Genomic DNA, 21,100 nt, shown 5'->3' with positions numbered 1-21,100 from the left:
AGGCGCGTTTCGCGGCCGGCGCCGGGACGAAAAGGCCCAGCGGGCATTTTCCGAACAGACTGCGAAGCCGGTGCTATAAGTCAAGGACACTCAGGGAAGACACCAAATGGTCGATCATACAGTCAAGGCCTTCGACAGCGAGATCGGGCAGCTTCGCGGCCTGGTCGCCGAGATGGGCGGCCTCGCCGAAGTCGCCATCCGCGACGCCATCATCGCGCTGTCGCATCATGACGAGGAACTGGCCGCGCAAGTCGTTGCCGCCGACGCCCGCCTCGATGCGCTGGAGGCCGAAGTGGACCGCCTGGCCGTCCGCACGATCGCCCTGCGCGCACCCATGGCCGACGATCTGCGCGACGTGATCGCCGCGCTGAAGATCTCGGGCGTGATCGAGCGCATCGGCGATTATGCCAAGAACATCGCCAAGCGCGTCAATGCGCTGGAAAACCGCGGCAAGATCGAGCCGCTCGAACTCGTGCCGATGATGGCCGAGATCGCCGAGGGCATGGTTCGCGACGTGCTCAATGCCTATGGCTCGCGCGATGCCGCGCTGGCGCAGGAAGTGATCCGCCGCGACGAGAAGCTGGACCAGTTCTACAACACGCTGTTCCGCTCGCTGCTGACTCACATGATGGAGAACCCGGCGACGATCTCCAGCGCCGCGCAGCTTCTCTTCATCGCCCGCAACCTCGAACGCATCGGCGATCACGCGACCAACGTCGCCGAAATGGTCTACTATGCCGCGACCGGCGAATACCATGCCGAGCGCGACAGCCAGACCGACGATACAAGGGACCTGCCGTGAACCCCTCCGTTCTCGTCGTCGAAGACGACCGCGCGCTCTGCGAACTGCTCACCTGGAACCTCAGCGCCGAAGGCTATCAGGTGCGCAGCACCAGCGATGGCGAGGAAGCGCTGCTGATGGTGCAGGAACAGGCGCCTGACGCCATCATCCTCGACTGGATGATCGAGCATGTGCCCGGCATCGAAGTCTGCCGCCAGCTCCGCAAGGACAAGGACACGGCGCAGATCCCGATCCTGATGCTGACCGCCCGCGGCGAGGAAGAGGACCGCATCCGCGGCCTCAAGACCGGCGCTGACGATTACGTCACCAAGCCGTTCTCCCCGCGCGAGCTGCTTGCCCGCATCGAGGCGCTGCTGCGCCGCGCACGGCCCTCGCTGGCCGGCAACGTGCTCCAGTGGGGCGATATCGAGCTGGACGCCACCAGCCACCGCGTCCGCCGCTCGGGCGAGGCGCTGCACCTCGGCCCCACCGAGTTCCGCCTGCTGCGCTACTTCATGGAACGTCCGAACCGGGTGGTCTCGCGCCAGCAGATCCTCGACGGCGTCTGGGGCATGGATTCCGACATCGACGAGCGCACCGTGGACGTTCACATCCGCCGCCTGCGCAAGGCGATCAACCGCGATGGCGACACCGATCCCATCCGCACCGTCCGCGCCGCCGGCTACGCGATGGACGTGACCTGATCGGGCGGGGCAGGGCGGCCATCGACAGCCGCTCTGCCCGCCGCCTGGTCCCGCCGTTCCTGCCAGGGCGGGCGGCTTCGCGGATCACCGCGGAAAATGCCGGGGCATCTGCGCCCGCGAGCAATCGGGAGGCGGTCTTCGGTGATGGGCGGACTTGGCCCGAGCCGATAAGCTGCTTCCCATAAACCGCGCGCGGCCTGCGGACTCATCGCCCCCGCGCCTTGCCGCTGCGCTGCCCCTCGCTAGGCTTGTGCCCGGAACGGACGGGACAGGACGCGATGGGCGAGCTAGGCTTCGGCTACTTATACGACTTCCGCAATCCGGCGCCCTGGCGCCGCGCGCCCGAGGCGCTCTACGCCGATACGCTGGACGTCATTGCCGAGACCGAAGCGCTCGGTTTCGATGGCGCCTGGGTGCCCGAGCATCACCTTGCCGAAGACGGTTACATGACCTCGCCACTCGTCGTGCTCGGCGCCATAGCGGCACGCACCAGGCGGATGCGGATCGGCGGCGGCATCGCACTCGGCCCGCTCTACGAGCCGCTGCGCTTTGCCGAAGACTGCGCGGTGCTCGACACCCTCTCCGGCGGGCGGTTGGCGATGGGACTGGCGATCGGCTACCGCGCCCGGGAATATGCGGCGCACGGCCTGGACTTCACCCGCCGCGGCGCGCGGTTCGACGAATTCCTGCAAGTGGTGCGCCGGCTCTGGGCCGGCGAGACGGTGGATTTCGAAGGCCGTCATTTCCGGCTGGAGGGGGCCCGTGTGGCGGCGCTGTCCAGCCGCGGGCAAGTGCCGCTCTACATCGGCGGTTTCGCGCCCAAGGCCGTGGAACGCGTGGCCCGCTATGGCGATGGCTACTTCGGCAACCCCGATATCTGGCCGCTGTACCGCGCCAAGCTGGAAGAGCAGGGCAAGGATCCGGCGGAGGCCAGGATCTGGCTGCAGGAACTGATGCTCGTCGTTTCGCATGACAAGGCTGCGGCGATGGAGGAACTGGCGCCCTATTACCACCATGTGAGCAATAGCTACGCGGCCTGGATGGCTGAGGACAGGGCCCTCGGTATCGGGGCCAATGCCGAGGATGCGGTGATGAAGCCGATGGACCTCGATACCTTCAAGCGCAGCGGCGCGTTGCAGATCCTCACCCCGGCCGAAGCGGTGGAGCGCTTCCGGGCGATACGGGCCAAGGCGCCGGTCGAGCATTTCACCATGATGATGCCGCCCGGGCTTCCGGCGGAGCGCTTCCTTGCCTATGCCCGGACCTTCGCGGATGAAGTGATCCCGGCATTTCGGTGAGGGCAGGCTTGAACACGGTTACGCATCAGGATGCAGCAGTTCCCGAAAGCGCGGCGCGCGCTGCCTCGCCCCAGTCGGTCACGCGCGTGGTCCGGCTGCTGGAGGCGCTCTGCGCCAGCAGCGAGCCGGTTTCGCTGGCCGACCTCAGCCGCCGCCTCGCCACGCCGAAAAGCAGCCTGGCAGCGCTGCTGCGCGGGCTGGCCGACGAGGATTTCGTGATCGCCGCCGAAGGCTCCTGGCGGCTTGGCCCCGGCGCCTTCGGACTGGGCAGCGCGCTCACCGAGGCGCGGCGGCGCCTGCAAAGCTCGGACCTGATTCGCGACGGCATGCGCCGCCTTTGCGCGGAAACCGGGGAGACCGTGCTGTTCGCCGTCGGCGACGCCCAAGGCGACCAGCTGACTTATGTGGACATGATCGAAAGCCGCAATGTCGTGCGCTATTCGGTCAGCGTGGGCGACCGGCGGCCGCTCTACGCCACGGCCGGGGGCCGCGCGCTGTTGGCGACATGCTCGCCGGAAGCGGTGGAGAGCTACTTGCGCCGCCTCGAAGCGGAGGCTTTCACGCCGGCTACGCTGGTCGACCCGCTGGCCCTGGGCGAGGCGGTGGCGACGGCCCGCGATCAGGGCGTGGCCCAGACGGTCGACCAGGCGGCGGAAGGGGTGACCGGCACTGCGGCCGCCATCCGCGATGCCGCCGGACTGGTGCTGGGCGCACTGGTGGTCGCAGCGCCCACGCCCCGCGCGCAGCACAGGCTGGAAGACCTCGCCGTGCGCGTGCGCAAGGAAGCTGCCGACATATCGCGCAGCCTGGGGTTTCGCTGAACGGGCAGGCCGGGCCGAAGCGGATTCGCCGGGGAAGCCGGTCTTTTCGGAACTGCCGCGCCGTCAGGCCGCGGCGCGGGTCGGGCGTTCCGAGGCTTCCAGCGCGCCCTGGATGGTCGTGAGGAACTGGTCGGTCGCGCGCTGCCAGGAGAAGCGCGCGCCCAGCCGGGCGGCATCTTCGCGGCGCACTGCCAGTGCGGTTGCTATGGCGCGTTCCAGCACGGTGTCCACGGCGCCGGCCGGCGCTTCCAGCCCCTCGTCGACGCCGCAGCCGTCGCGGCCCAGGATGTCGACCGGACCCGTCACCGGGAAGGCCGCAACCGGGGTGCCGCAGGCCAGAGCCTCGATGACGACGAGGCCGAAAGTATCGGTAAGGCTGGGGAACACGAAGCAATCGGCGGCGCGATAGGCGCTTGCCAGTTCCTCGCCGGACAGCGCGCCGAGGAACAGCACGTCGGGATGGCGGCGCTTCAGGCTTTCGAGCGCGGGGCCATCACCCACCACGACCTTGCTGCCCGGCACATCGGCGTCGAGGAAGGCGTCGAGGTTCTTTTCCGGGGCCACGCGGCCGACGTTCAGCAGCACCGGGCCGGGCAGGGCGGCCATGGCCGGGTGCCGTGCGCCTTCGGGCTTGAACTGCGCCTGGTCGATGCCGCGGCTCCAGCGGCGGGTATGGCCGATGCCGCGCCCCGCCAGTTCCTCGGCCAGGCTGTCGGTAGAGACGAGCACGGCCTGGCTGGGCGCGTGGAAGCGCTGCATGATCGGCCAGAAACGCTCGGCGCTGAGGCCGGTGCGCACGGCGGCATACTCGGGAAAGCGCGTATGGAATGCCGAAGTGAACGGCACCCCGCGCGAAAGGCACCAGCCGCGCGCCGCCCAGCCGATCGGACCTTCCGTGGCGATATGGACGATCTCCGGCTGCGCCTTGTCGAGCATGCGGCGCACCCCGAAGCGCGGTGCCATGGCCAGCCGGATCGAGGCGTAACCCGGCATCGGTACGGTGAAGAAGCGGTCCGGCGTGAGCGTTTCCACCTCGTGGCCGCGCCGGGTCAGCTCGTCGAGCGTGGCCGAAAGCGAGCGGACGACGCCATTGACTTGGGGAAGCCAGGCGTCGGTCGCCAGGGTCAGCTTCACTCGGCGGCCTCGTGATGGGCGGCTTCGTGGTGGATCGCCTCGACGCCTTCCGCGGTGTGGCCGCCGGTTTCCGCAATCCAGTCTATGATCGCGATGTGGCCCTGAAGATCCTCGACCAGCGCGGTGCAGCTTTCCACCCAGTCGCCGTCGTTGTAGTAAGTGATGCCGCCGAACTGGCGGATTTCCGCGCAGTGGATATGGCCGCAGACCACGCCGTCGAACCCGCGCGAAATCGCCTCGCCAGCGACCGCTTCCTCGTAGCTGCAGACGTATTGGACGGCGTTCTTGACCTTTTTCTTCATGTAGGCCGAGAGCGACCAGTACGGCATCTTCAGCTTGCGGCGCACCGCGTTGAAGATGATGTTGGCCCGAAGCAGCGCGCCGTAGGCCTTGTCGCCCAGGAAGGCGAGCCACTTGGCATAGAGCACCACGCCGTCGAAGGCGTCGCCATGCGTGACCAGCAGGCGGCGGCCGTCGAGCGTTTCGTGCACCGCTTCCAGCACCAGTTCCACGCCGCCGAAAGTGAGCCCGGCATAGTCGCGCAGCATTTCGTCGTGGTTGCCCGCGACGAAGACCACGCGGGTGCCGCGATGCGCCATCTTGAGGATGCGGCGGATCACTTCGTTATGGGCGTCGGGCCAGTACCAGCCCTTGCGCAGCCGCCAGCCATCGACGATGTCGCCGACGAGGTAGAGCGTCTTGCATTCCACCGAGCGCAGGAAGTCCACCAGCATCTCGGCATTGCAGCCGCGCGTGCCCAGGTGCACGTCCGAGATCCAGATGGTCTCGTACTTGCGCTTGGGGCGGAAGCCCTTGGGATCCGGCAAGTCGAGCCAGGCCGGGATGTTCGTTCCGGCAAAGCCCGTATTGTTTCCGCCATTTCCGGCAGTGGCGTGTTCGAGAAGGGTGTCCACGTCTTTCCGCATCGTTGCGCCCCCGTTCCAGTTGCCCGGATAATGGCATTTTCCCGTTGCGCGCCCGTGACGGTTGCGGGTCACTTCCGTGACAGGTGCCGAAGGGGCCGGCGCGATGTTTTCGCTGCTCGATCTTTTCCGCCGCAAGTCATCGATATGTCACTTGTTCGTCACACTGGCGCGGCAATTAGCCGCGCGTAGTCCCGGTTTGGGGGTAATCAGGCAGGGGGCCATGCGGCGGATCGACATATTGCTGGCGAGTGAACTTTCGGGTGGTCTCGCGGCGTTCCGGCACGACGATTTCGATGTCGTCCTTCATCGCTGGACCGACTTTGCCGAATTGCCGCTGATCGAAGGGGCGCTCTGGGTCTTCATCGACTGGGTGCTGCCCGAGATGTCGGGGCTGGAACTCTGCCGCCGCCTGCGCGCGGATAGCCTGACCAGCCACGCCCACGTCACGATCGTGCTGGAAGAGGACAATGTCGACGACCGCAAGCGCGCGCTGCGCATGGGCGCGGACGACTACATGGTCGGCCCGCTGACCCGCTCGGCGCTGCTCGACCGCGTGCTGGGCGCGAATATCAGCGAACAGGACACCGCCAACGGCCGCGTGCTGGCGCAAGGCGAGCTTTCCGTGGACGTTGCCGCCTTCCAGGCCCGCTGGCAGGGCAAGCCGATCTCGCTGATGCCCAACGAACTGCGCCTGCTGCGCTATTTCATCGAGCATCCCGGCCGCGTCTTCACCCGCACGCAGCTCATCGCGGCACTCGGCAAGCAGGAACCCGCCGTCGACGAACGCACGGTGGACGTCTGGATCGGCCGCCTGCGCCGCGCGCTCAAGGGCGTGGGCGCCGGCAATCCCCTGCGCACCGTGCGCTCGCTGGGGTATGTGTTCGACGCGATCTGAGGGTTCGGCCAGGCCACCTGACGCGCCGCTTTCGTCTGTTCCGTTCGCTTCGAACTTGCCCCCGGATGGGACCATCGCGCTGGGTTCAGCGGGCGTCCGACCCCCTCACGCCAAAGGGTGAGAGGGCCGCTTTGGGTGGGAAGCGGTCATTCGCCTGAGATGCCGAGAGCCTCCGGCAAATCTCGGATGAACTGTTCGCGTGTAGGGTAATCAGGAGCCACAGATCGTATCTCGGCGCTCAGTGTACGGATGTCTTCGTCACCTACGCGCTGCAAATTAGCGCCAAGCTGCTCCATTGCAGAGACCGCTGCATCGGAATCTAACAGCCGATCGTCTGTAAACTCCAAAAACAGACAAACGTCGACAATGGCCTTCGCGACATAGTGGTCGGTCATATGAAACTCCTAACCGAAACTCACATCGCGCAAGATCGAAATGTCCGCAATGGGGCGATTCCAGCCAGTCCGCTTCCCATCCTCCTGCCTGGCAGGCGGGGCGAACTCTATCCTTCCATCGCTCCCATCACTGTCGTTTCCAGCAGCGCTATGGGCCGGGTGCCGCGCGCAAGGTGACGCTCTTCTTGCCTGACCGTGGCAAACACGGCGTCACCTTGCGCTGAGACAGGGCCTTAGCCCAGCAGGCCTGCGGTCTGGGCGAGCAGCCAGAGGCCGATTACCAGGAACAGCAGCGCGGCGATCGTGCGGACCACGTTCAGGGGCACGCGCTTGATGATCTCGTTGCCCAGGAACACTGCCGGCACGTTGGCCAGCATCATGCCGATGGTGGTGCCGGCCATGACCGGAAGCACGCTCTGGAAGCGGGCGCCGAGGGCGATCGTGGCGAGCTGGGTCTTGTCGCCCATCTCGACCAGGAAGAAGGCGATCGCGGTGGCCACGAAGGGGCCGAAGCGGCTGGGCTTGGGCTCGTCGTCTTCGTCGAACTTGTCGGGGATCAGGGTCCAGCCGGCCATCACGATAAAGCTGACGGCGACGAGATAGCGGAACCACTGGCCGTCGAGGAAGGCCGAGGCCTGTTCGCCCACAAGAGCGGCAAGGAAGTGGTTGGCGAGTGTCGCCACGAAGATCCCGCCGACGATGGGCCAGGGGCGCTTGAAGCGGGTGGCGAGGACGATGGCGAGGAGCTGGGTCTTGTCGCCGATTTCGGCAAGCGCCACCACCGCCGTGGAGGTGAGCAGGCCCGACGAGAACAGGATTGGCAAGTTGAATTCTCCGGGCCGGGCGACAGACAAGACAATAGCGCGGCAGAACCCGCCCGGCCGGACGGAGCTGCAACGCCATTGGTCTCGCCCGAGCGGTTTCCCGCGCTCCTGTGCGCCATGGTCTCTCGACCAAGTGTGTTGACGACAGGTCCTGCTGATCTTGCCGGGAACAGTCCCGAGGCAAGGAGGGCGCAGGCGGCTACTCCCCAGATGACCCGGCGCCCTTAGCGCGTGCGGCCGCCGCTGGCAAAGAAAAAACGGCCGGTGACAAAGCGGCTGCGAAACGGGCGGTCGGCGAAAAAAAGGCCGGCCGCATTGCTGCGACCGGCCCTTGAGTTGCCGTCGGGAGGGCAGGAAGCCTCCCTGGTGAGTGGGTTAGAACTTCGCCGAAGCCGAGAGCGAGAAGGTGCGGCCGACGTCGTAAGTGTTGTAGTTGACCCGGCCATCGACCATCTGCTGGTATTCCTGATGGCTCCGTCCGGTCAGGTTGCGGCCTTCGAACTTCAGTTCCAGTTCCTTGCCGGCGACCACGAAGCCCTGGCGAACCACCAGATCGATCGTCAGGCCGGGATACTCGAACAGGTCGGGCTGGCCGGAGTTCGCAAGACCGCGGCTGACCGCGCGCTTGCTGGCGTAGTTGAACAGGATCGTCTGCTGCGACAGGTTGGCCGTGTCCTCCAGGCCGATCTGCACGTTGGCGATGTGCTCCGACTGGCCCGTGAGCGGCGCGCCGTCGCGGAAGTAGTCGGTGGCCAGCGAGGTGCCCGTGCCGGCGCCGTAGATGCGCACGGTGTCGCCGTCCTGCACCTTCAGCTTCGACTTGGTGAAGGTGTAGTTGCCGAGCAGCAGCAGGCGGCGGGTTTCGAAGAACTTGCCCATGTTTTCCAGGGGCACGTACTTCTGCACTTCGAATTCGGCGCCGTAGAGGTCTGCCTTCGGCGCGTTCGCATAGGACGTGACGAAGGTTTCGGTGCCGGTCAGGAACGATTCGATCGGATTGTCGATCCGCTTGAAGAAGGCGCCGAGGGCCACGCGCTGGTCACGATCGAAGTACCACTCGTAGCGGGCTTCGGCGTTGTAGAGCTGGCTGTCGATCAGGAACGGGTTGCCCTGATAGGTGCGGTTGGTGTCCGGATCGAAGTAGGGTTGATAGAGCAGCTCGCGGAACTGCGGGCGCGCGATCGTCTTCGAACCGTTCAGGCGAACCTGCATGCCGGGCTCGATTTCGTAAGTGAGGGTGAGCGCAGGCAGGAAGTATTCGTTCTTGAGGTCGGTCGCCTTGGTCGCCGGCTGGCCGATCGGGCGCAGGATCGTCGATTCCTTGGCATATTCCCAGCGCACGCCGAGATCGAAGGAAAGCGCGTCGGTCAGGCTGCCGTCGAGCTTGCCGTAGAAGGCGTGGTTGAGCAGGCGCGAGTCGAACTGGGCCGTGCTGGCATCCGGTTCGCGCAGTTCGAGGCCGTAGTTGACGCCGTTGTCCTGCAGGTACCAGGTACCCGGCTGGAGCAGCACGTCGAGACGCAGCAGGCCGAAGTTCGAGATCTGCGTTTGGTCGCCATTCGCGTAGATCGAGAATGAGCGGCGCGTGTTGGTGCGGGTGTTGATCTGGTAGGCATAGCCCACCGTACCCGTCCAGCCCGGCGAGAACTGATGCGAAACGTCGGCACCGGCCGACCAGACATCCTCGTTCAGGCGCGAGAAGGTGATCGTGGTCGGGTCCTGGTTGCCGTTGCCGAGACGGTTGACGAAGTCGTTGCCGTAATCGTCGGTCGCGGTGTTGGTGCGCAGGTACTCGGCGTTGATTTCGAAGGGCGCGAGGCGCTTCGAGTTCGCGTAACCGGCGCGCAGGTCGATCTCGGTGTTGTCGGCGGGGTGGAATTCACCGACGAACTGGGTGTCGATCAGCTGGCGTTCGTACCAGGCCGTCGTCTGCTCCATGTAATCGGCATTCGGGTTGTTCTCCCGCTTGCCGAGACGGAGGCTGGCGTGCTTGTCGGTGTCGTGGATGTAGACGTTGGTCCAGCGGACCGAGTTCTCGCCCCATTCGAGACCGAGGCCGAGCAGGCCGTTGGCGACCACGCGGTTGTCGGTGTTCACCGCCTGGAAGTTTTCGAACAGCTGGTTCGGGTCGGCGGTCAGGCCCTGGGCGCGCTGCTGCGTGATCGCCTTGGTCTGGGTCTTGTTGGAATATCCGCCCGCGGCGATCACGCCGAGCGTGAATTCACCGAGTTCCCACTTCGTGCCTGCCGAGACATCCACCGAGAAGTTCGGCTGGACGTGGTCGTCGCGCTGAACGACGGCGTTGCGGCCGTTGACCAGGAGACCGCCAAGCTGCCGGGCCAGGTCCGAAGTCGGGTTGATGACCGTGTCGCTGTTGAAATAGTCCTTCAGCGCCGAAGGCACCGAGCGGTTGCCGTTGTCCCAGCCCGTCCAGTCGGTCTTGCTGCCGTAGTAGGTGTAGCCCATCTGGTTGGTGGTTTCGGTATCCCAACCGATGCCGCCGCCGATGGTGAGGAAGCTTTCCGTCGGGATCGCCTTGGTCGTCAGGTTGATGACGCCGCCGCCGAATTCACCCGGGAAGTTCGCCGAATAGCTCTTCTGCACGAGCGAAGAGGCGACGATGCTGGTGGGGAACAGGTCGAGCGGAACCACGCGCTTGAGCGGTTCGGGGCTGGGCAGCGGCGAGCCGTTGAGCAGGGCCAGCGAGTAACGGTCGCCAAGGCCGCGCACGTAGACGTAGCCGTTGCCGACCACCGAAAGGCCGGTGACGCGGCCCAGGGCGCCGGCGATGTCGCCCTCGCCGGTGCGCGCGATTTCCTCGCTCGACAGGATCGAGATGACCTGGGGGGTTGTCCGCATGATGTTGCGGTTGCGCTGGCCGGTGACGACGATCGCGCCGCCGGGCAGCGAAACGTCCGGTGCTTCCGCTTCGTCGGCCGGCTGCGCGACGTCGTTCGTCGGCGTGGACGGTGCCGCGGAGCCCTGATCGGTAGTAGGCGAAGTGCTGTCCTGCGCCCACGCCATCGCCGGCGTGAGAATCGTCGTGGAGAGCAGCAGCAGCGATGCGAGCCGCGGCTTGGTCATGGTTGGTCCCCCTGGAACACGGATTTCGTTACGAAGCATCGGATGTGACAAAGGGGGCGGCCGCTAAGGACCGCCCCCCGGTGTCACGGGCGGTCCGCTCAGGTCGTCGGCAGCGCGGTGCAGGCTGCGTTCGAACCGAAGTTCGCGGTCGCGTTGTCGCAGGTCCAGCCCTTGTACCAGGTGTCGCTGGCACCCGAGACGGCGCCGATGTAGGTCACCTTGTCGAAGAAGCTCGACAGGGTGGTCACGTCGTAGGCCGCAACGCCGCTTTCGTTGGCGCCGTTGATGAAGGTGCTGGTCAGCGTCGAGGTATAGGCGTCGCTGTTGTTGTTGGTGCCGGTGGCGAACTGGGTCTGGGTGTTGGCAGCCGTGTAGGTGCCCGAACCCAGGTACTTGGTCGCGTTGCAGCTCATGACCACCGAGAAGGCCTTGAGCGTGGCAGGAACGGTGCCCGAGCCGTTGAGGCGAAGGCATTCGTTGGCCGGCGAAACGATGATGCCGTTGGCCAGCGTCACGTCGGCGTTGCCGCGGATGAGCAGCGAGGCCAGGTCGTTGGCTTCGTTGTTCGAGCTGGCGGCAGGCTGGACCATCGTGAAGTTCGCGATGTTGGTGACCTGACGCGGCGTGTCGGTTTCGGCACCGTTCGAGTCGGCTTCGACCAGGGCGTCGCCGCCGCCGCTGCGCTGCAGCAGCATGACGTACTGGAAGTTGCCCTGGAGACCGGTGTCGATGTCGAGGCTGTCATCGTCGGCGTTGACCGAGATGTAGTGCTTGAAGTTCACGGCGCCGCCGAAGAATTCAGCGCCGTCGTCCGAGCTGTTGACCGACTGGAAGTAGTCCAGGGTCGTGCCGGTGCCGGTGCCTTCGGTGGTGAGCGACTGCAGTTCCTTGCCGTTGCTCAGGATGTAGCCCGAGTAGCGGATCTGCACGTACTTCATGGTGCCGGCGTTGTAGGTGTTGTCGGCGCCGCCGAAGACGGCCTTGTTGACCGCACCTTCGGTGTCGCGCTCGCAGGTGCCGGCAGCGGTCGAACCGTAGTTGCAGTCCGTGACCTTGCCGCGGCCGAGCAGCACGACGCCGCCCCACTGGCCCATCGAGCTGTCGTTGTTGGTGCCGACGACGTTTTCGCGGCTGGTGAAGATGATCGGCTTCGCGGCAGTGCCGGTCGCGTTGATCTTGTTGCCGCGGTTGACGGCGAGCCAGGCGGCTTCGGCGCCGTTTTCACCGTAGATGATCACGCCCGGATCGATCGTCAGCGTGACGTTGGTGTCGGCCGAGAGGACACGGCCGTTGCAGCTGGCGGTGGTGGTGGTGAACGTCGCGGCCGAGGTCGGCGCGGCGAAACCGCCATCGCAACCTACGTCCACGCGGCCGGCGATGCGATAGAGAACGCCGGCAACCTTGGGGAGGCTGGCGTTGACGTCGACGAGCGCGGGCAGCGTGCAGACGCGCCACGAGCCTTCAGGACCGGAAACGGTGCCGCTGTCGGTCAGGCCGCCGGTGGCGTTGAAGGTTGGGCAGCTGGCTGCCGCGACGACCGTGCCCGAGGTCGGGGCGGGGGTCGGAGCGGGAGTCGGCGTCGGATTGTTGATGACGATGCTGCCGGCACCCGGCGAGGAGATGTCGTCGGCGCCGCAGCCGGCGAGAGCGAGAGCACTGCAACCGATCAGCAGCGCGCCATGAATGGTCTTCACGTGAATTCCCCCGTTTGTCAGGTCGAGCCGAGGCGGCGAGTCCGCCTTCGCTGAGCGCGGGGTCTAGGAGGGGGGAGTGACAGTTTGTTGGCGCTAACGTGACACTAATCTGCAGTTATACGACGGTGATGTGACAAATGACCGGCATTACCTCGAAAGAGGTAGGGGCGACTCGCGTTTTTGCCCGGATTCACACGTCGATTGCAGTTTTATGACAGTTGCGTCATTTTCTTGTGAGACACGGTTTTTGCGCGGATGTTGCATTTCATCAACAGATCGAAAAACCGGGAGATTGCCATGTCCTTCACTGCCCTCGCCGCCACTCTCCTGCTCAGCCAGGCCGCCGTTTCGGCCGCACCCGCAACGCCGCTGAACGACAGGATCGACGTGGCCTACACCGAATTGTCGAGCGGACAGGCCGGGGCCGCCGTCAGCAAGCTGGAAGCCTCGGGAGCCACGAAGTCCGAAGATCCGGCAACGCTGATCAACCTGGGGTCGGCCTATGCCGCCAATGGCCAGACCGAAAAGGCGCTGGCGACCTATCGTGCCGCCGTCGCCAGTTCCGATCGCTACGACCTGCAACTGGCGGACGGATCGTGGGTCGATTCGCGCGCCGCGGCCCGTCTTGCGTTGAATAACCTGCTGCGTACGACGGCCCGCGCATCGCGCTGAACGCCGTTTGTACGATCAAGTCTCTGTAATGCGGGGAGGGATCGTTCCCTCCCCGATGAATCAAGCGGCGCTGGCCTTTCGGGACGCACCTGAATTATAAGACGCCCACACAAAAAAGGGTGTGGTGGGTTGCGGCGCCCCTTCTGAGTTGACCTGAATTTCTGTGACGCGTGCAACAGGACTGCCAGATTGGCCGTCTCGTCGTCACATTGCTGTCATCCAGATGGAGCACTGCGCCCTCATACGGAGGGCATGGTGATTCGGTACGCACAGCTTCAAACCCGCAAGGTACGGGGATATTTCTCGATTTTCGCGACCCTGGTTGCCGCGTCTCTGGGCTTCGCGCCCATGGCGGCACAGGCCCAGCAGGTGACGCGTGCCGATCCGGCCGGATCCGGCCCGATCGTGGCTGCGCTCGGATGGTTGCAGGGCACGCTGCTCGGCAATGTCGCCACGGCCGTGGCCGTCATGGCGGTGGCCGCAGTGGGCTTCATGATGCTGACCGGCCGCATGAACTGGCGCTTCGGCGCCACCGTCATCATTGGTTGCTTCGTGCTCTTCGGCGCCGGCGCGATCGTGACGGGCATCCAGTCGGCCGCCGGCTGATGCCGGCCCCCGGGTCCAGGAGCTGTCCATGAGCCTCGCACGCTATCCCGTGCACCGCGCGCTCACGCGCCCGCAGATGTTTGCGGGCGTGACGTACAGCTTCTTCATCATCAATGCCGCGGTGACGACGGAGATCTTCCTCATCACCAAGAGCTTCTGGGCGCTGCCTGCAGCGCTCGCGATCCACGGCGCCGGATACCTCGCATGTCTTCGCGAACCCCGGGTGTTCGACTTGTGGATCGCCAAGGTCAGCAAATGCCCCCGCGTGCCGAACTGGCAGCGATGGGGCTGCAACAGCTACGCGCCCTGATCGAATAACAAGGGACGCGGGGGAAATGACGATGGCGAAGAACAGGAAATCGGTCCTCAAGAGTGCGCTCGGGGGTTGGGGCGCCAAGGAAACGCTGGTTGGCGACCGGCTGCCCTATCAGGCACTGGTGGACGAAAACGTCGTGCTGCTGCGCGACGGTTCGGTGATGCTCTCGCTGATGGTGCCGGGCTTCGCTTTCGAAACCGCCGACAGCGAGGAACTCAACGCCCACGTCGCCACCCGCGAAGTGCTGCTGCGTTCCGCGCTCGATGCGCGCTTCGTGCTCTATCATCACGTCATCCGCCGCCGTGTCGAGATCGCGATGGAGGGCCAGTTCGAGGACGCGCTGGCCGCGCATATCGATGCACGCTGGCGTGCGCGCACCGGATCGGGCGCGCTCTTCGTCAACGACCAGTTCGTCACCCTGGTGCGCCGCCCGGCGCGCGGCAAGGCGGGCTGGCCCGACAAGCTTTCGCGCATGCTCCGCAACAAGGGCAATGCCCCGGCCGAGGCCGATCCCGCCGACGTGCGCGCGCTTCGCGCCGCCGCTTCGGCCATGGTCGCGTCGCTGGGCGCCTATGGCGCGCGCCTCCTGGGCGACTACGAGGGCCAGGCAGGCCAGTGCTCGGAAGTGCTGGAACTGCTTTCGGCGCTCTACAACGGCGAGATGCGCCCGGTGCGCCGTCCGGTGGACGGCACGGACATCGGCCATATGCTGCCTTATCGCCGCATCAACTTCGGCATGGACGCGCTCGAACTGCGCGGCGCCGCCAGCGCTTCGTTCGGCTCGCTCGTCAGCCTCAAGGACTATCCCGACAGCACGGCGCCGGGCCTGACGGACGCACTGCTGCGCCTGCCCTGCGAACTGGTGCTGACCGAGACGTATGCGCCTTCGGACCGCCAGATCGCCCGCGAACGCATCGACCTTGCCATCCGCCGCCTGCGCTCGGCCGACGAGGAGGCGATGGCGGAACGCCGCGAGATGTCTTCCGCGCGCGATTCGCTCGGCACCGGCGCGGTCGGTTTCGGGGACCATCATCTCTCGGTTCTCGTGCGCGCCGATTCGCTCGACGCCCTCGATGAAGTCACGGCGCTCTGCGCGGCCTCGCTTGCCGATGCCGGTGCGGTCGCCGTGCGCGAAGACGTCAACATGGAGCCGGCGTTCTGGGGCCAGCTCCCCGGCAACGAGGCCTTCATCGTCCGCCGCGCGCTGATTTCCAGTGCCAACATGGCCTGTTTCGGTTCGCTCCACGGCTTCGCGATGGGCCAGGCGAGCGGCAACCACTGGGGCGATGCAGTGACCCTGCTGGCGACGACCAGCTCGACGCCGTTCTTCTTCAATTTCCACCAAGGTGACCTCGGCAACTTCACCGTCATCGGTCCGTCGGGTTCCGGTAAGACCGTGGTCATGAACTTCCTTGCCGCCCAGGCGCAGAAGTTCAATCCGCGCACCGTGCTGTTCGACAAGGACCGGGGCGCCGAAGTGTTCCTGCGCGGCATCGGCGGCACCTACAGCCGCGTCGCTGCCGGACATCCGACCGGCTTCAACCCGCTTTCCCTGCCGGACACCGCCGCCAACCGCGCCTTCCTGCGCGACTGGCTGGGCGTGCTGCTCGATGCCAAGGGGCCTGAGGAACTGGCAACGGTCGCGGGCGCAGTGGATGCCGCCTATCACAACGACCCGTCGCTGCGCCGCCTCTCGCACTTCCGCGAGCTGCTGGCGGGCGCGCGCCGCCCCGAACCCGGCGACCTCGCATCGCGGCTCGATGCCTGGATCCAGGGCGGCGAGCATGGCTGGCTGTTCGACAACCAGTACGACAAGCTCGACCTTTCGGCCCGCGTGCTGGGCTTCGACATGACCGCGCTGCTCGAAAGCCCGCGCCTGCGCACGCCGGTCATGATGTACCTGTTCCACCGCATCGACGAGCGCCTGGACGGCGAGCCGACGATGATCCTGATCGACGAGGGCTGGAAGGCGCTCGACGACGAGGTCTTCGCCGCCCGCATCCGCGACTGGCTCAAGACGCTGCGCAAGCGCAACGCGCTGGTGGGCTTTGCCACCCAGTCCGCGCGCGACGCGCTGGACAGCAAGATCGCCACGGCCCTGGTCGAACAGACCGCGACGATGGTGTTCATGCCCAACGCCCGCGCCCGCTATGAGGATTACTGCGAGGGCTTCGGCCTTTCGCAGCACGAACTGGACGTCATCAAGACGCTGCCCGCGCAGTCGCGCTGTTTCCTGATCCGTCAGTCGGACGCGTCGGTCGTGGTGCGTCTCGACCTTTCGGGCATGCCCGAGGTGCTCACCGTGCTTTCGGGCCGCGAGAGCACCGTGCGCAAGCTCGACCAGCTGCGCGAGCGCTACGGCGATGATCCGGCCGCCTGGTATCCGGTGCTGACCGGCTTCCAGTGGCCCGGTGAAAGCGATGACGACGCCGCCTGGATCGAGGCGGCGGAGTAAGGGCGATGAGCACCGCCTGCGAACAGCTTACGGAAGTCGCCAGCGGCGGTGTCGCCCCGGCGCTCCGCGCGGTCGACTGCGTGGCCAACGAGATGGCTTCGGCCGCCTTCGGCCGCCTGTTCGGCGCCGAAGGGGCCATGGCCCCGGTGCTGACCATCCTGCTTACGCTCTACATAGCCTTCTTCGCGATCTCGTTGCTGACGGGCCGTTCCAGCCTTGGCATTTCGGCGCTTACGCCGCGCATGCTGACGCTGGGCCTCGTTCTTACGTTCGCGACGAGCTGGATCGCCTATCAGGGCGTTGTCTGGAACCTTGCCGTGGGCGGGCCGGACTGGATCGCCTCGCTGCTGATGGGTGCCAAGGGTTCGGCAACCCAGCTGTTCGGAGACCGCATCGACGTGGTCTTCAACGCCATTGCCGAGGCTTCGCAGAACGCGGGGCAGGGCAGTGGCGGCGGTGAAGTGGCGCAGGGCGCGACCCAGGGCGCTGCGCAGACGGCCGGTGCGGCCAAGTCGGTCGCCGCCAGCGGCGGCGCGGCGGGTCTGTTTTCGCCCGACAGCGTGATGTGGATGGGCGCGCTCATGCTGCTGCTCGGCACTGTCGGCGTCCTGCTGACGGCGCGCATCGCCCTTGCCATCCTGCTGGCGCTCGGCCCGATCTTCGTGGTCATGGCGCTGTTCGGCGGCACGCGGGGCCTTACCGCCGGCTGGCTGCGCGGCGTCGTGCTGACGGCGACCACCCCGCTCTTCGTCGTGCTTGGCGGCGGGATCACACTGGAACTGCTGGTGCCGATCGTCTCGGCGCTGGTGCAGGGCGCGCAGCTCGGCCAGATCGACGGACGCGCCGCCATGGCGCTCTTCGTGGTGGCGGCGGTGCATCTGGCGCTGATGGGCATGGTTCTTAAAGTTGCGGGAACGCTGGTGTCCGGCTGGCAGGTCTTCGGCCTGGCCAATGCCGAGCGCGGGCGCGGCGGACGCGGCGCCGCGGCGCCGGCCGCTTCGGCCCCGGCTTCCGGCGGGCAGGTCCAGCCTTTCGTCAACACCGCCACCCAGTCGCGCACCGCGGCGGTTTCGGCCGCCAGTGCGGCCGCCATGGCCCCCGTTCCCGGTCACGATCAGGCTGTCGGCGCGTCTTCGGGCGACCGGCGCACCGTCATCACCCAGGTCTCGGGCGGCGGGATCGAACCCCTGGGCGCGAGTCAGGCCTCGCGCACACGCGGTATCGGCAGCCGCTTCCGCGCATCCAACGACACCGCGGCAATTCATAACGGCCAAAGTCAAAACGGGCCCGGAAAAGGCGCGTCCGGCAATACGGGCCGCGCTCCGGCCAAGGAGAAGTTCACATGATTCGGCTTCAGGCCCCGGCCCGCGCCTACGCCCGTGCCTACGCTTGCGCCCTGGCCGCGACCGCCGTCCCGGCGCTTGCACTTCTGGCCGCGCCCGCGCAGGCGGATGAGCGACTGGTGCAGCACGCCTATTCCGACAACGAAGTCGTGCGGATCGACGGCCGCACCGGCGTCCAGGCGACCATCGCCTTCGGCAAGAACGAAGCGATCGAGAACGTGGCGGTCGGCGATTCGCAGACCTGGCAGATCACGCCCAACAAGCGCGCCGATCTGCTGTTCGTGAAGCCGCTCGACGCCAGTGGCCGCACGAACATGACGGTGGTGACCAACCGCCATACCTATTTTTTCGACCTCGTCGCCTCGCCCAAGGCGCGTCCGCTCTACATGCTGCGCTTCACTTACAAGGACGAGCCGGCAGAGACCGCGCCCGGTGCCCCCGGTGCCGCGCGGACGGCTGCGCTCGACCCTGCCGAACAGGCGCTGGCGGCGGGCGATCCGGCGGCCACGCCGGTCGACGCCTCGGCCCTGAACTTTGCATGGAAGCGCGCCGGCATCGCCAAGCTGCAACCCGCGCGCGTCTATGACGACGGGATCTCCACCTACCTGCTCTGGCCGGACAACACGGCCGTGCCCGCCATTCTCGTGCAGAACGAGAAGGGCGACGAAGGCCCGGTGAACTACGCGGTGCGCGGCCAGACGATCGTGCTGGGCGAAGTGCCCAAGCTCATCATCCTGCGCTCCGGCAAGGCCAGCGCCACGCTGGAAAACCAGCGGCCCGACGCGCCTGCCCCCGCCGGCTCGGGTGCGAGCGCCGCGGCTCCGGTGGCGACTGCCGCAAACCTCGCTTCATCGAACGGGAACTGACACATGGCGCCCAATTCCACACTGCGTGAGAAGTTCGAAAGCACGGCCGGCGCCGATCCGCGTGACGGCGAGGGCGCACAGGTCATCGACCTGGCCACGCGCAACGTCATGCCGCAGGTCAGCCAGCGCAAGAAGGCCGATGGCCTGGGCCTGGCCGCCGGCGTCCTGATCGTGGCCGCCCTGGGCGGCTTGACCCTCTGGTCGATGGACTCGGTCCGCAACGGACCGGCGGCCCAGCCCCAGCCCGCCGCGCCGCAGCCGATCGCGCCGCCCGCGCCCGCGCCGGTCGCCGCTGCGCCGCAGCCCGAAGCGACGCCCGCCCCGCTGCCGGCGCCTGCGCCCGCTCCGGTCCTGGCAGCCGCTCCCGGCGCCGCGCCCGCGCCCGAGGCCAATCCCTTCGCCAACCCCACCGTGGTGTTCGATGCCGGCGGCAATGCCGTGACGATCCCCGCCGTGGGCGCAGCCGGAGAAGGCAAGGCGGCCAATCCCAACGACGATTTCGCCGCGCGCATCGGCGGCACCGGCACCACGGCCGCTGCGGCCCATACTTTCGATCCCGCCACCACGGTCACCCAGGGCACCCTGATTCCGGCCGTGCTGGAAACGGCGATCGACACGGACGTGCCCGGCTACGTCCGCGCCATCGTCTCGGCCGACGTCCGCAGCTTCGACGGCAAGCGCACGCTGGTCCCGCGCTCCTCGCGCCTGATCGGCCAGTACAAGAGCGGCCTCACCGCGGGCCAGAAGCGCGCCTACGTGATCTGGAGCCGCCTGATCCGTCCGGACGGCGTCTCGGTCAACCTCGGCTCTCCGGCCATCGCCTTCGGCGGCGAGACGGGCCTTCCGGGCAAGGTCAATAGCCACTTCTTCGAACGCTTCGGTTCGGCCATGCTGCTTTCGGTCGTCGGCGGCCTGTCCACGCTCGCCACCAGCGGCTCCAGCGTGGTGGTCGGCGGCGGACAGTCCGCGGCGGCAGCCGCCGTCCAGCAGAGCGGCAGCGTCGGTCCGACGATCCGAGTCCGCCAGGGCGAACCGATCCGCGTCTTCACCGCCAAGGACCTGGATTTCAGCCAGGTCCAGTGATCCAGGTCTCGTTGCAACATGGTCGCCGACGTCTTCTCCCTTCAGCCCGAACGCTCCGCGATCGGCAAGCCCGTGACTGACCCCGAAGCCGGGGCCGGCCTTTCCGCGGCGCGATCGGTCTATCTCGACGCCTATCTGGCGCCGCTGCGCCCGTGGCTCGACCGCGAGACGGTGACCGAGATCCTCGTCAACCGCCCCGGCGAGATCTGGGTGGAGGACGCGGCGCATCCGGGGATGCAGCATATCCGGTTGCCGGAGATGGACAACCGCCTGCTCCAGCGCCTGGCGGAACAGGTGGCGCGGATCAGCCACCAGGGCATCAACCGCGAACATCCGCTGCTTTCCGCCACTTTGCCCGGCTACGGCAGCCACTCCGGCCAGAGCGGCGGCGGCGCGCGTATCCAGCTCGTCGGGCCGCCGGCGACGCGCTCCAACTGGGCCATGGCGATCCGTCGCCACCGTCTGCTCGAATTGCCGCTGGACGCTTACGACCGCGGGCCGATCGCCCCGCTGGTGGAAGAGCCGACGCCCGACCCCATGGCCGAGCCGATCGCCTTCCTGCGCGATGCCATCCGCCGCCGCCGCACCATCCTGATCTCGGGCGGCACGTCGACCGGCAAGACCACCTTCCTCAACGCCATGCTTTCGGAAATCCCGCAGCACGAGCGCGTCGTCGTGGTGGAAGATACCGCCGAACTGCGACTGCCGGGCGCCAACGGCGTCGGCCTGATCGCGGTGAAGGGCGAACTCGGCGAGGCGAAGGTTTCGGCCAACGACTTGCTCCAGGCCGCCTTGCGCCTGCGCCCCGACCGCATCGTGCTGGGGGAACTGCGCGGCAGCGAGACCGTCTCGTTCCTGCGCGCCATCAACACCGGCCATCCCGGCTCCTTCTCCACCGTCCACGCGAACACGCCGCGCGGCGCGCTGGAGCAGATTGCGCTGATGTCCATGCAGACCGGCATCGGCCTCACGCGCGCGGAGACGCTGGAGTATGCGGCGTCCGTGATCGACATCGTCGTGCAGCTGGACCGCCAGGGCGGCAAGCGCGGCATCAGCCAGATCGCCGAAAGCGCGACCCTGGTGGGATAGCACGGAGCGCTCGACCTTCGAGCGCTCCCCAAAGCGAGCCCGCGATGGTCCAGAGGCGCGCAAACACCTCCGTCATCGTGAACGTGTTTCAGGACCCGTTCGTGACCGCAGAGT

General features: G+C 66.9%; 19 protein-coding genes and 1 riboswitch. Of the genes, 13 read left to right on the top strand and 6 right to left on the bottom strand.

The genetic code is table 11. From position 1 onward, the window contains the following. Positions 1-106: 106 nt before the first annotated feature. From phoU to ACZ1J6_RS15145, 4 genes are all read left to right on the top strand, one after another. On the top strand, positions 107-802 hold the full coding sequence (phoU, locus tag ACZ1J6_RS15160) for a phosphate signaling complex protein PhoU (RefSeq protein WP_132265229.1): 696 nt from the start codon (positions 107-109) through the stop codon (positions 800-802). Continuing rightward, on the top strand, positions 799-1,485 hold the full coding sequence (gene phoB, locus ACZ1J6_RS15155) for a phosphate regulon transcriptional regulator PhoB (protein WP_086490131.1): 687 nt from the start codon (positions 799-801) through the stop codon (positions 1,483-1,485). Before phoU ends, phoB begins: the two co-directional genes overlap by 4 nt. Before the next feature lie 278 nt (positions 1,486-1,763). Next, positions 1,764-2,783 (top strand): LLM class flavin-dependent oxidoreductase, encoded by a 1,020-nt coding sequence (locus ACZ1J6_RS15150; protein WP_465128223.1) that lies wholly within the window; start codon positions 1,764-1,766, stop codon positions 2,781-2,783. An 8-nt stretch (positions 2,784-2,791) separates the two neighbouring features. Next, positions 2,792-3,604, top strand: coding sequence for an IclR family transcriptional regulator (locus ACZ1J6_RS15145; protein WP_442046318.1), 813 nt, complete (start codon positions 2,792-2,794; stop codon positions 3,602-3,604). Positions 3,605-3,667: 63 nt separating this feature from the next. Here ACZ1J6_RS15145 and ACZ1J6_RS15140 read toward each other — a convergent pair whose 3' ends face one another. After that, positions 3,668-4,738, bottom strand: coding sequence for a glycosyltransferase family 4 protein (locus ACZ1J6_RS15140; RefSeq protein ID WP_132265235.1), 1,071 nt, complete (start codon positions 4,736-4,738; stop codon positions 3,668-3,670). Further along, positions 4,735-5,664 (bottom strand): UDP-2,3-diacylglucosamine diphosphatase, encoded by a 930-nt coding sequence (locus ACZ1J6_RS15135; protein WP_134095273.1) that lies wholly within the window; start codon positions 5,662-5,664, stop codon positions 4,735-4,737. Before ACZ1J6_RS15135 ends, ACZ1J6_RS15140 begins: the two co-directional genes overlap by 4 nt. Positions 5,665-5,884: 220 nt before the next feature. On the opposite strand from ACZ1J6_RS15135, the gene ACZ1J6_RS15130 reads away from it, so the two are divergent. After that, positions 5,885-6,559: a response regulator transcription factor gene (locus tag ACZ1J6_RS15130; protein WP_132265239.1), complete on the top strand. Its 675-nt coding sequence runs from the start codon at positions 5,885-5,887 to the stop codon at positions 6,557-6,559. A 146-nt stretch (positions 6,560-6,705) separates the two neighbouring features. Here the strand turns inward: ACZ1J6_RS15130 and ACZ1J6_RS15125 are convergent, their stop codons facing one another. The 4 genes from ACZ1J6_RS15125 to ACZ1J6_RS15110 all read right to left on the bottom strand — a co-directional run bounded on the left by ACZ1J6_RS15125 (position 6,706) and on the right by ACZ1J6_RS15110 (position 12,556). Next, a complete protein-coding gene (locus ACZ1J6_RS15125) occupies positions 6,706-6,954 on the bottom strand; it encodes a hypothetical protein (RefSeq protein ID WP_465128222.1) in 249 nt (82 codons plus the stop codon). 233 nt (positions 6,955-7,187) lie between these two features. Continuing rightward, positions 7,188-7,778: a TMEM165/GDT1 family protein gene (locus ACZ1J6_RS15120; RefSeq protein ID WP_465128221.1), complete on the bottom strand. Its 591-nt coding sequence runs from the start codon at positions 7,776-7,778 to the stop codon at positions 7,188-7,190. A gap of 36 nt (positions 7,779-7,814) precedes the next feature. Next, a riboswitch (yybP-ykoY riboswitch) is annotated at positions 7,815-7,999 on the bottom strand. A 154-nt stretch (positions 8,000-8,153) separates the two neighbouring features. After that, complete coding sequence (locus ACZ1J6_RS15115; RefSeq protein ID WP_465128220.1) at positions 8,154-10,862, bottom strand: TonB-dependent receptor domain-containing protein; 2,709 nt, start codon at positions 10,860-10,862, stop codon at positions 8,154-8,156. 98 nt (positions 10,863-10,960) lie between these two features. Then, entirely contained in the window at positions 10,961-12,556 is a 1,596-nt protein-coding gene (locus ACZ1J6_RS15110; protein WP_134095274.1) for a hypothetical protein, read from the bottom strand. A 297-nt stretch (positions 12,557-12,853) separates the two neighbouring features. Between ACZ1J6_RS15110 and ACZ1J6_RS15105 the strand changes: the two genes are divergently transcribed. The 8 genes from ACZ1J6_RS15105 (at position 12,854) to virB11 (ending at position 20,986) form a co-directional block, all read left to right on the top strand. Next, entirely contained in the window at positions 12,854-13,228 is a 375-nt protein-coding gene (locus tag ACZ1J6_RS15105; protein ID WP_132263969.1) for a hypothetical protein, read from the top strand. Between the two features lie 252 nt (positions 13,229-13,480). Continuing rightward, entirely contained in the window at positions 13,481-13,834 is a 354-nt protein-coding gene (locus tag ACZ1J6_RS15100; RefSeq protein ID WP_132263967.1) for a TrbC/VirB2 family protein, read from the top strand. Between the two features lie 28 nt (positions 13,835-13,862). After that, positions 13,863-14,144, top strand: coding sequence for a VirB3 family type IV secretion system protein (locus ACZ1J6_RS15095; protein WP_021233609.1), 282 nt, complete (start codon positions 13,863-13,865; stop codon positions 14,142-14,144). Positions 14,145-14,175: 31 nt separating this feature from the next. Next, on the top strand, positions 14,176-16,605 hold the full coding sequence (locus ACZ1J6_RS15090) for a VirB4 family type IV secretion/conjugal transfer ATPase (protein WP_465128219.1): 2,430 nt from the start codon (positions 14,176-14,178) through the stop codon (positions 16,603-16,605). A 5-nt stretch (positions 16,606-16,610) separates the two neighbouring features. After that, positions 16,611-17,951 (top strand): TrbL/VirB6 family protein, encoded by a 1,341-nt coding sequence (locus ACZ1J6_RS15085; protein ID WP_465128218.1) that lies wholly within the window; start codon positions 16,611-16,613, stop codon positions 17,949-17,951. Continuing rightward, positions 17,948-18,814, top strand: coding sequence for a TrbG/VirB9 family P-type conjugative transfer protein (locus ACZ1J6_RS15080; protein ID WP_465128217.1), 867 nt, complete (start codon positions 17,948-17,950; stop codon positions 18,812-18,814). Before ACZ1J6_RS15085 ends, ACZ1J6_RS15080 begins: the two co-directional genes overlap by 4 nt. Positions 18,815-18,817: 3 nt before the next feature. Further along, positions 18,818-19,897, top strand: a complete 1,080-nt coding sequence (locus ACZ1J6_RS15075; RefSeq protein ID WP_132263960.1) for a TrbI/VirB10 family protein — start codon at positions 18,818-18,820, stop codon at positions 19,895-19,897. 18 nt (positions 19,898-19,915) lie between these two features. Beyond that, positions 19,916-20,986 (top strand): P-type DNA transfer ATPase VirB11, encoded by a 1,071-nt coding sequence (gene virB11, locus ACZ1J6_RS15070; protein ID WP_132263958.1) that lies wholly within the window; start codon positions 19,916-19,918, stop codon positions 20,984-20,986. The last annotated feature ends 114 nt before the right edge of the window (positions 20,987-21,100 follow it).

The sequence above is a fragment of the Novosphingobium sp. BL-S-21 genome (genome assembly GCF_055521655.1).
This window is presented reverse-complemented; position numbering and strand designations above follow the sequence as displayed.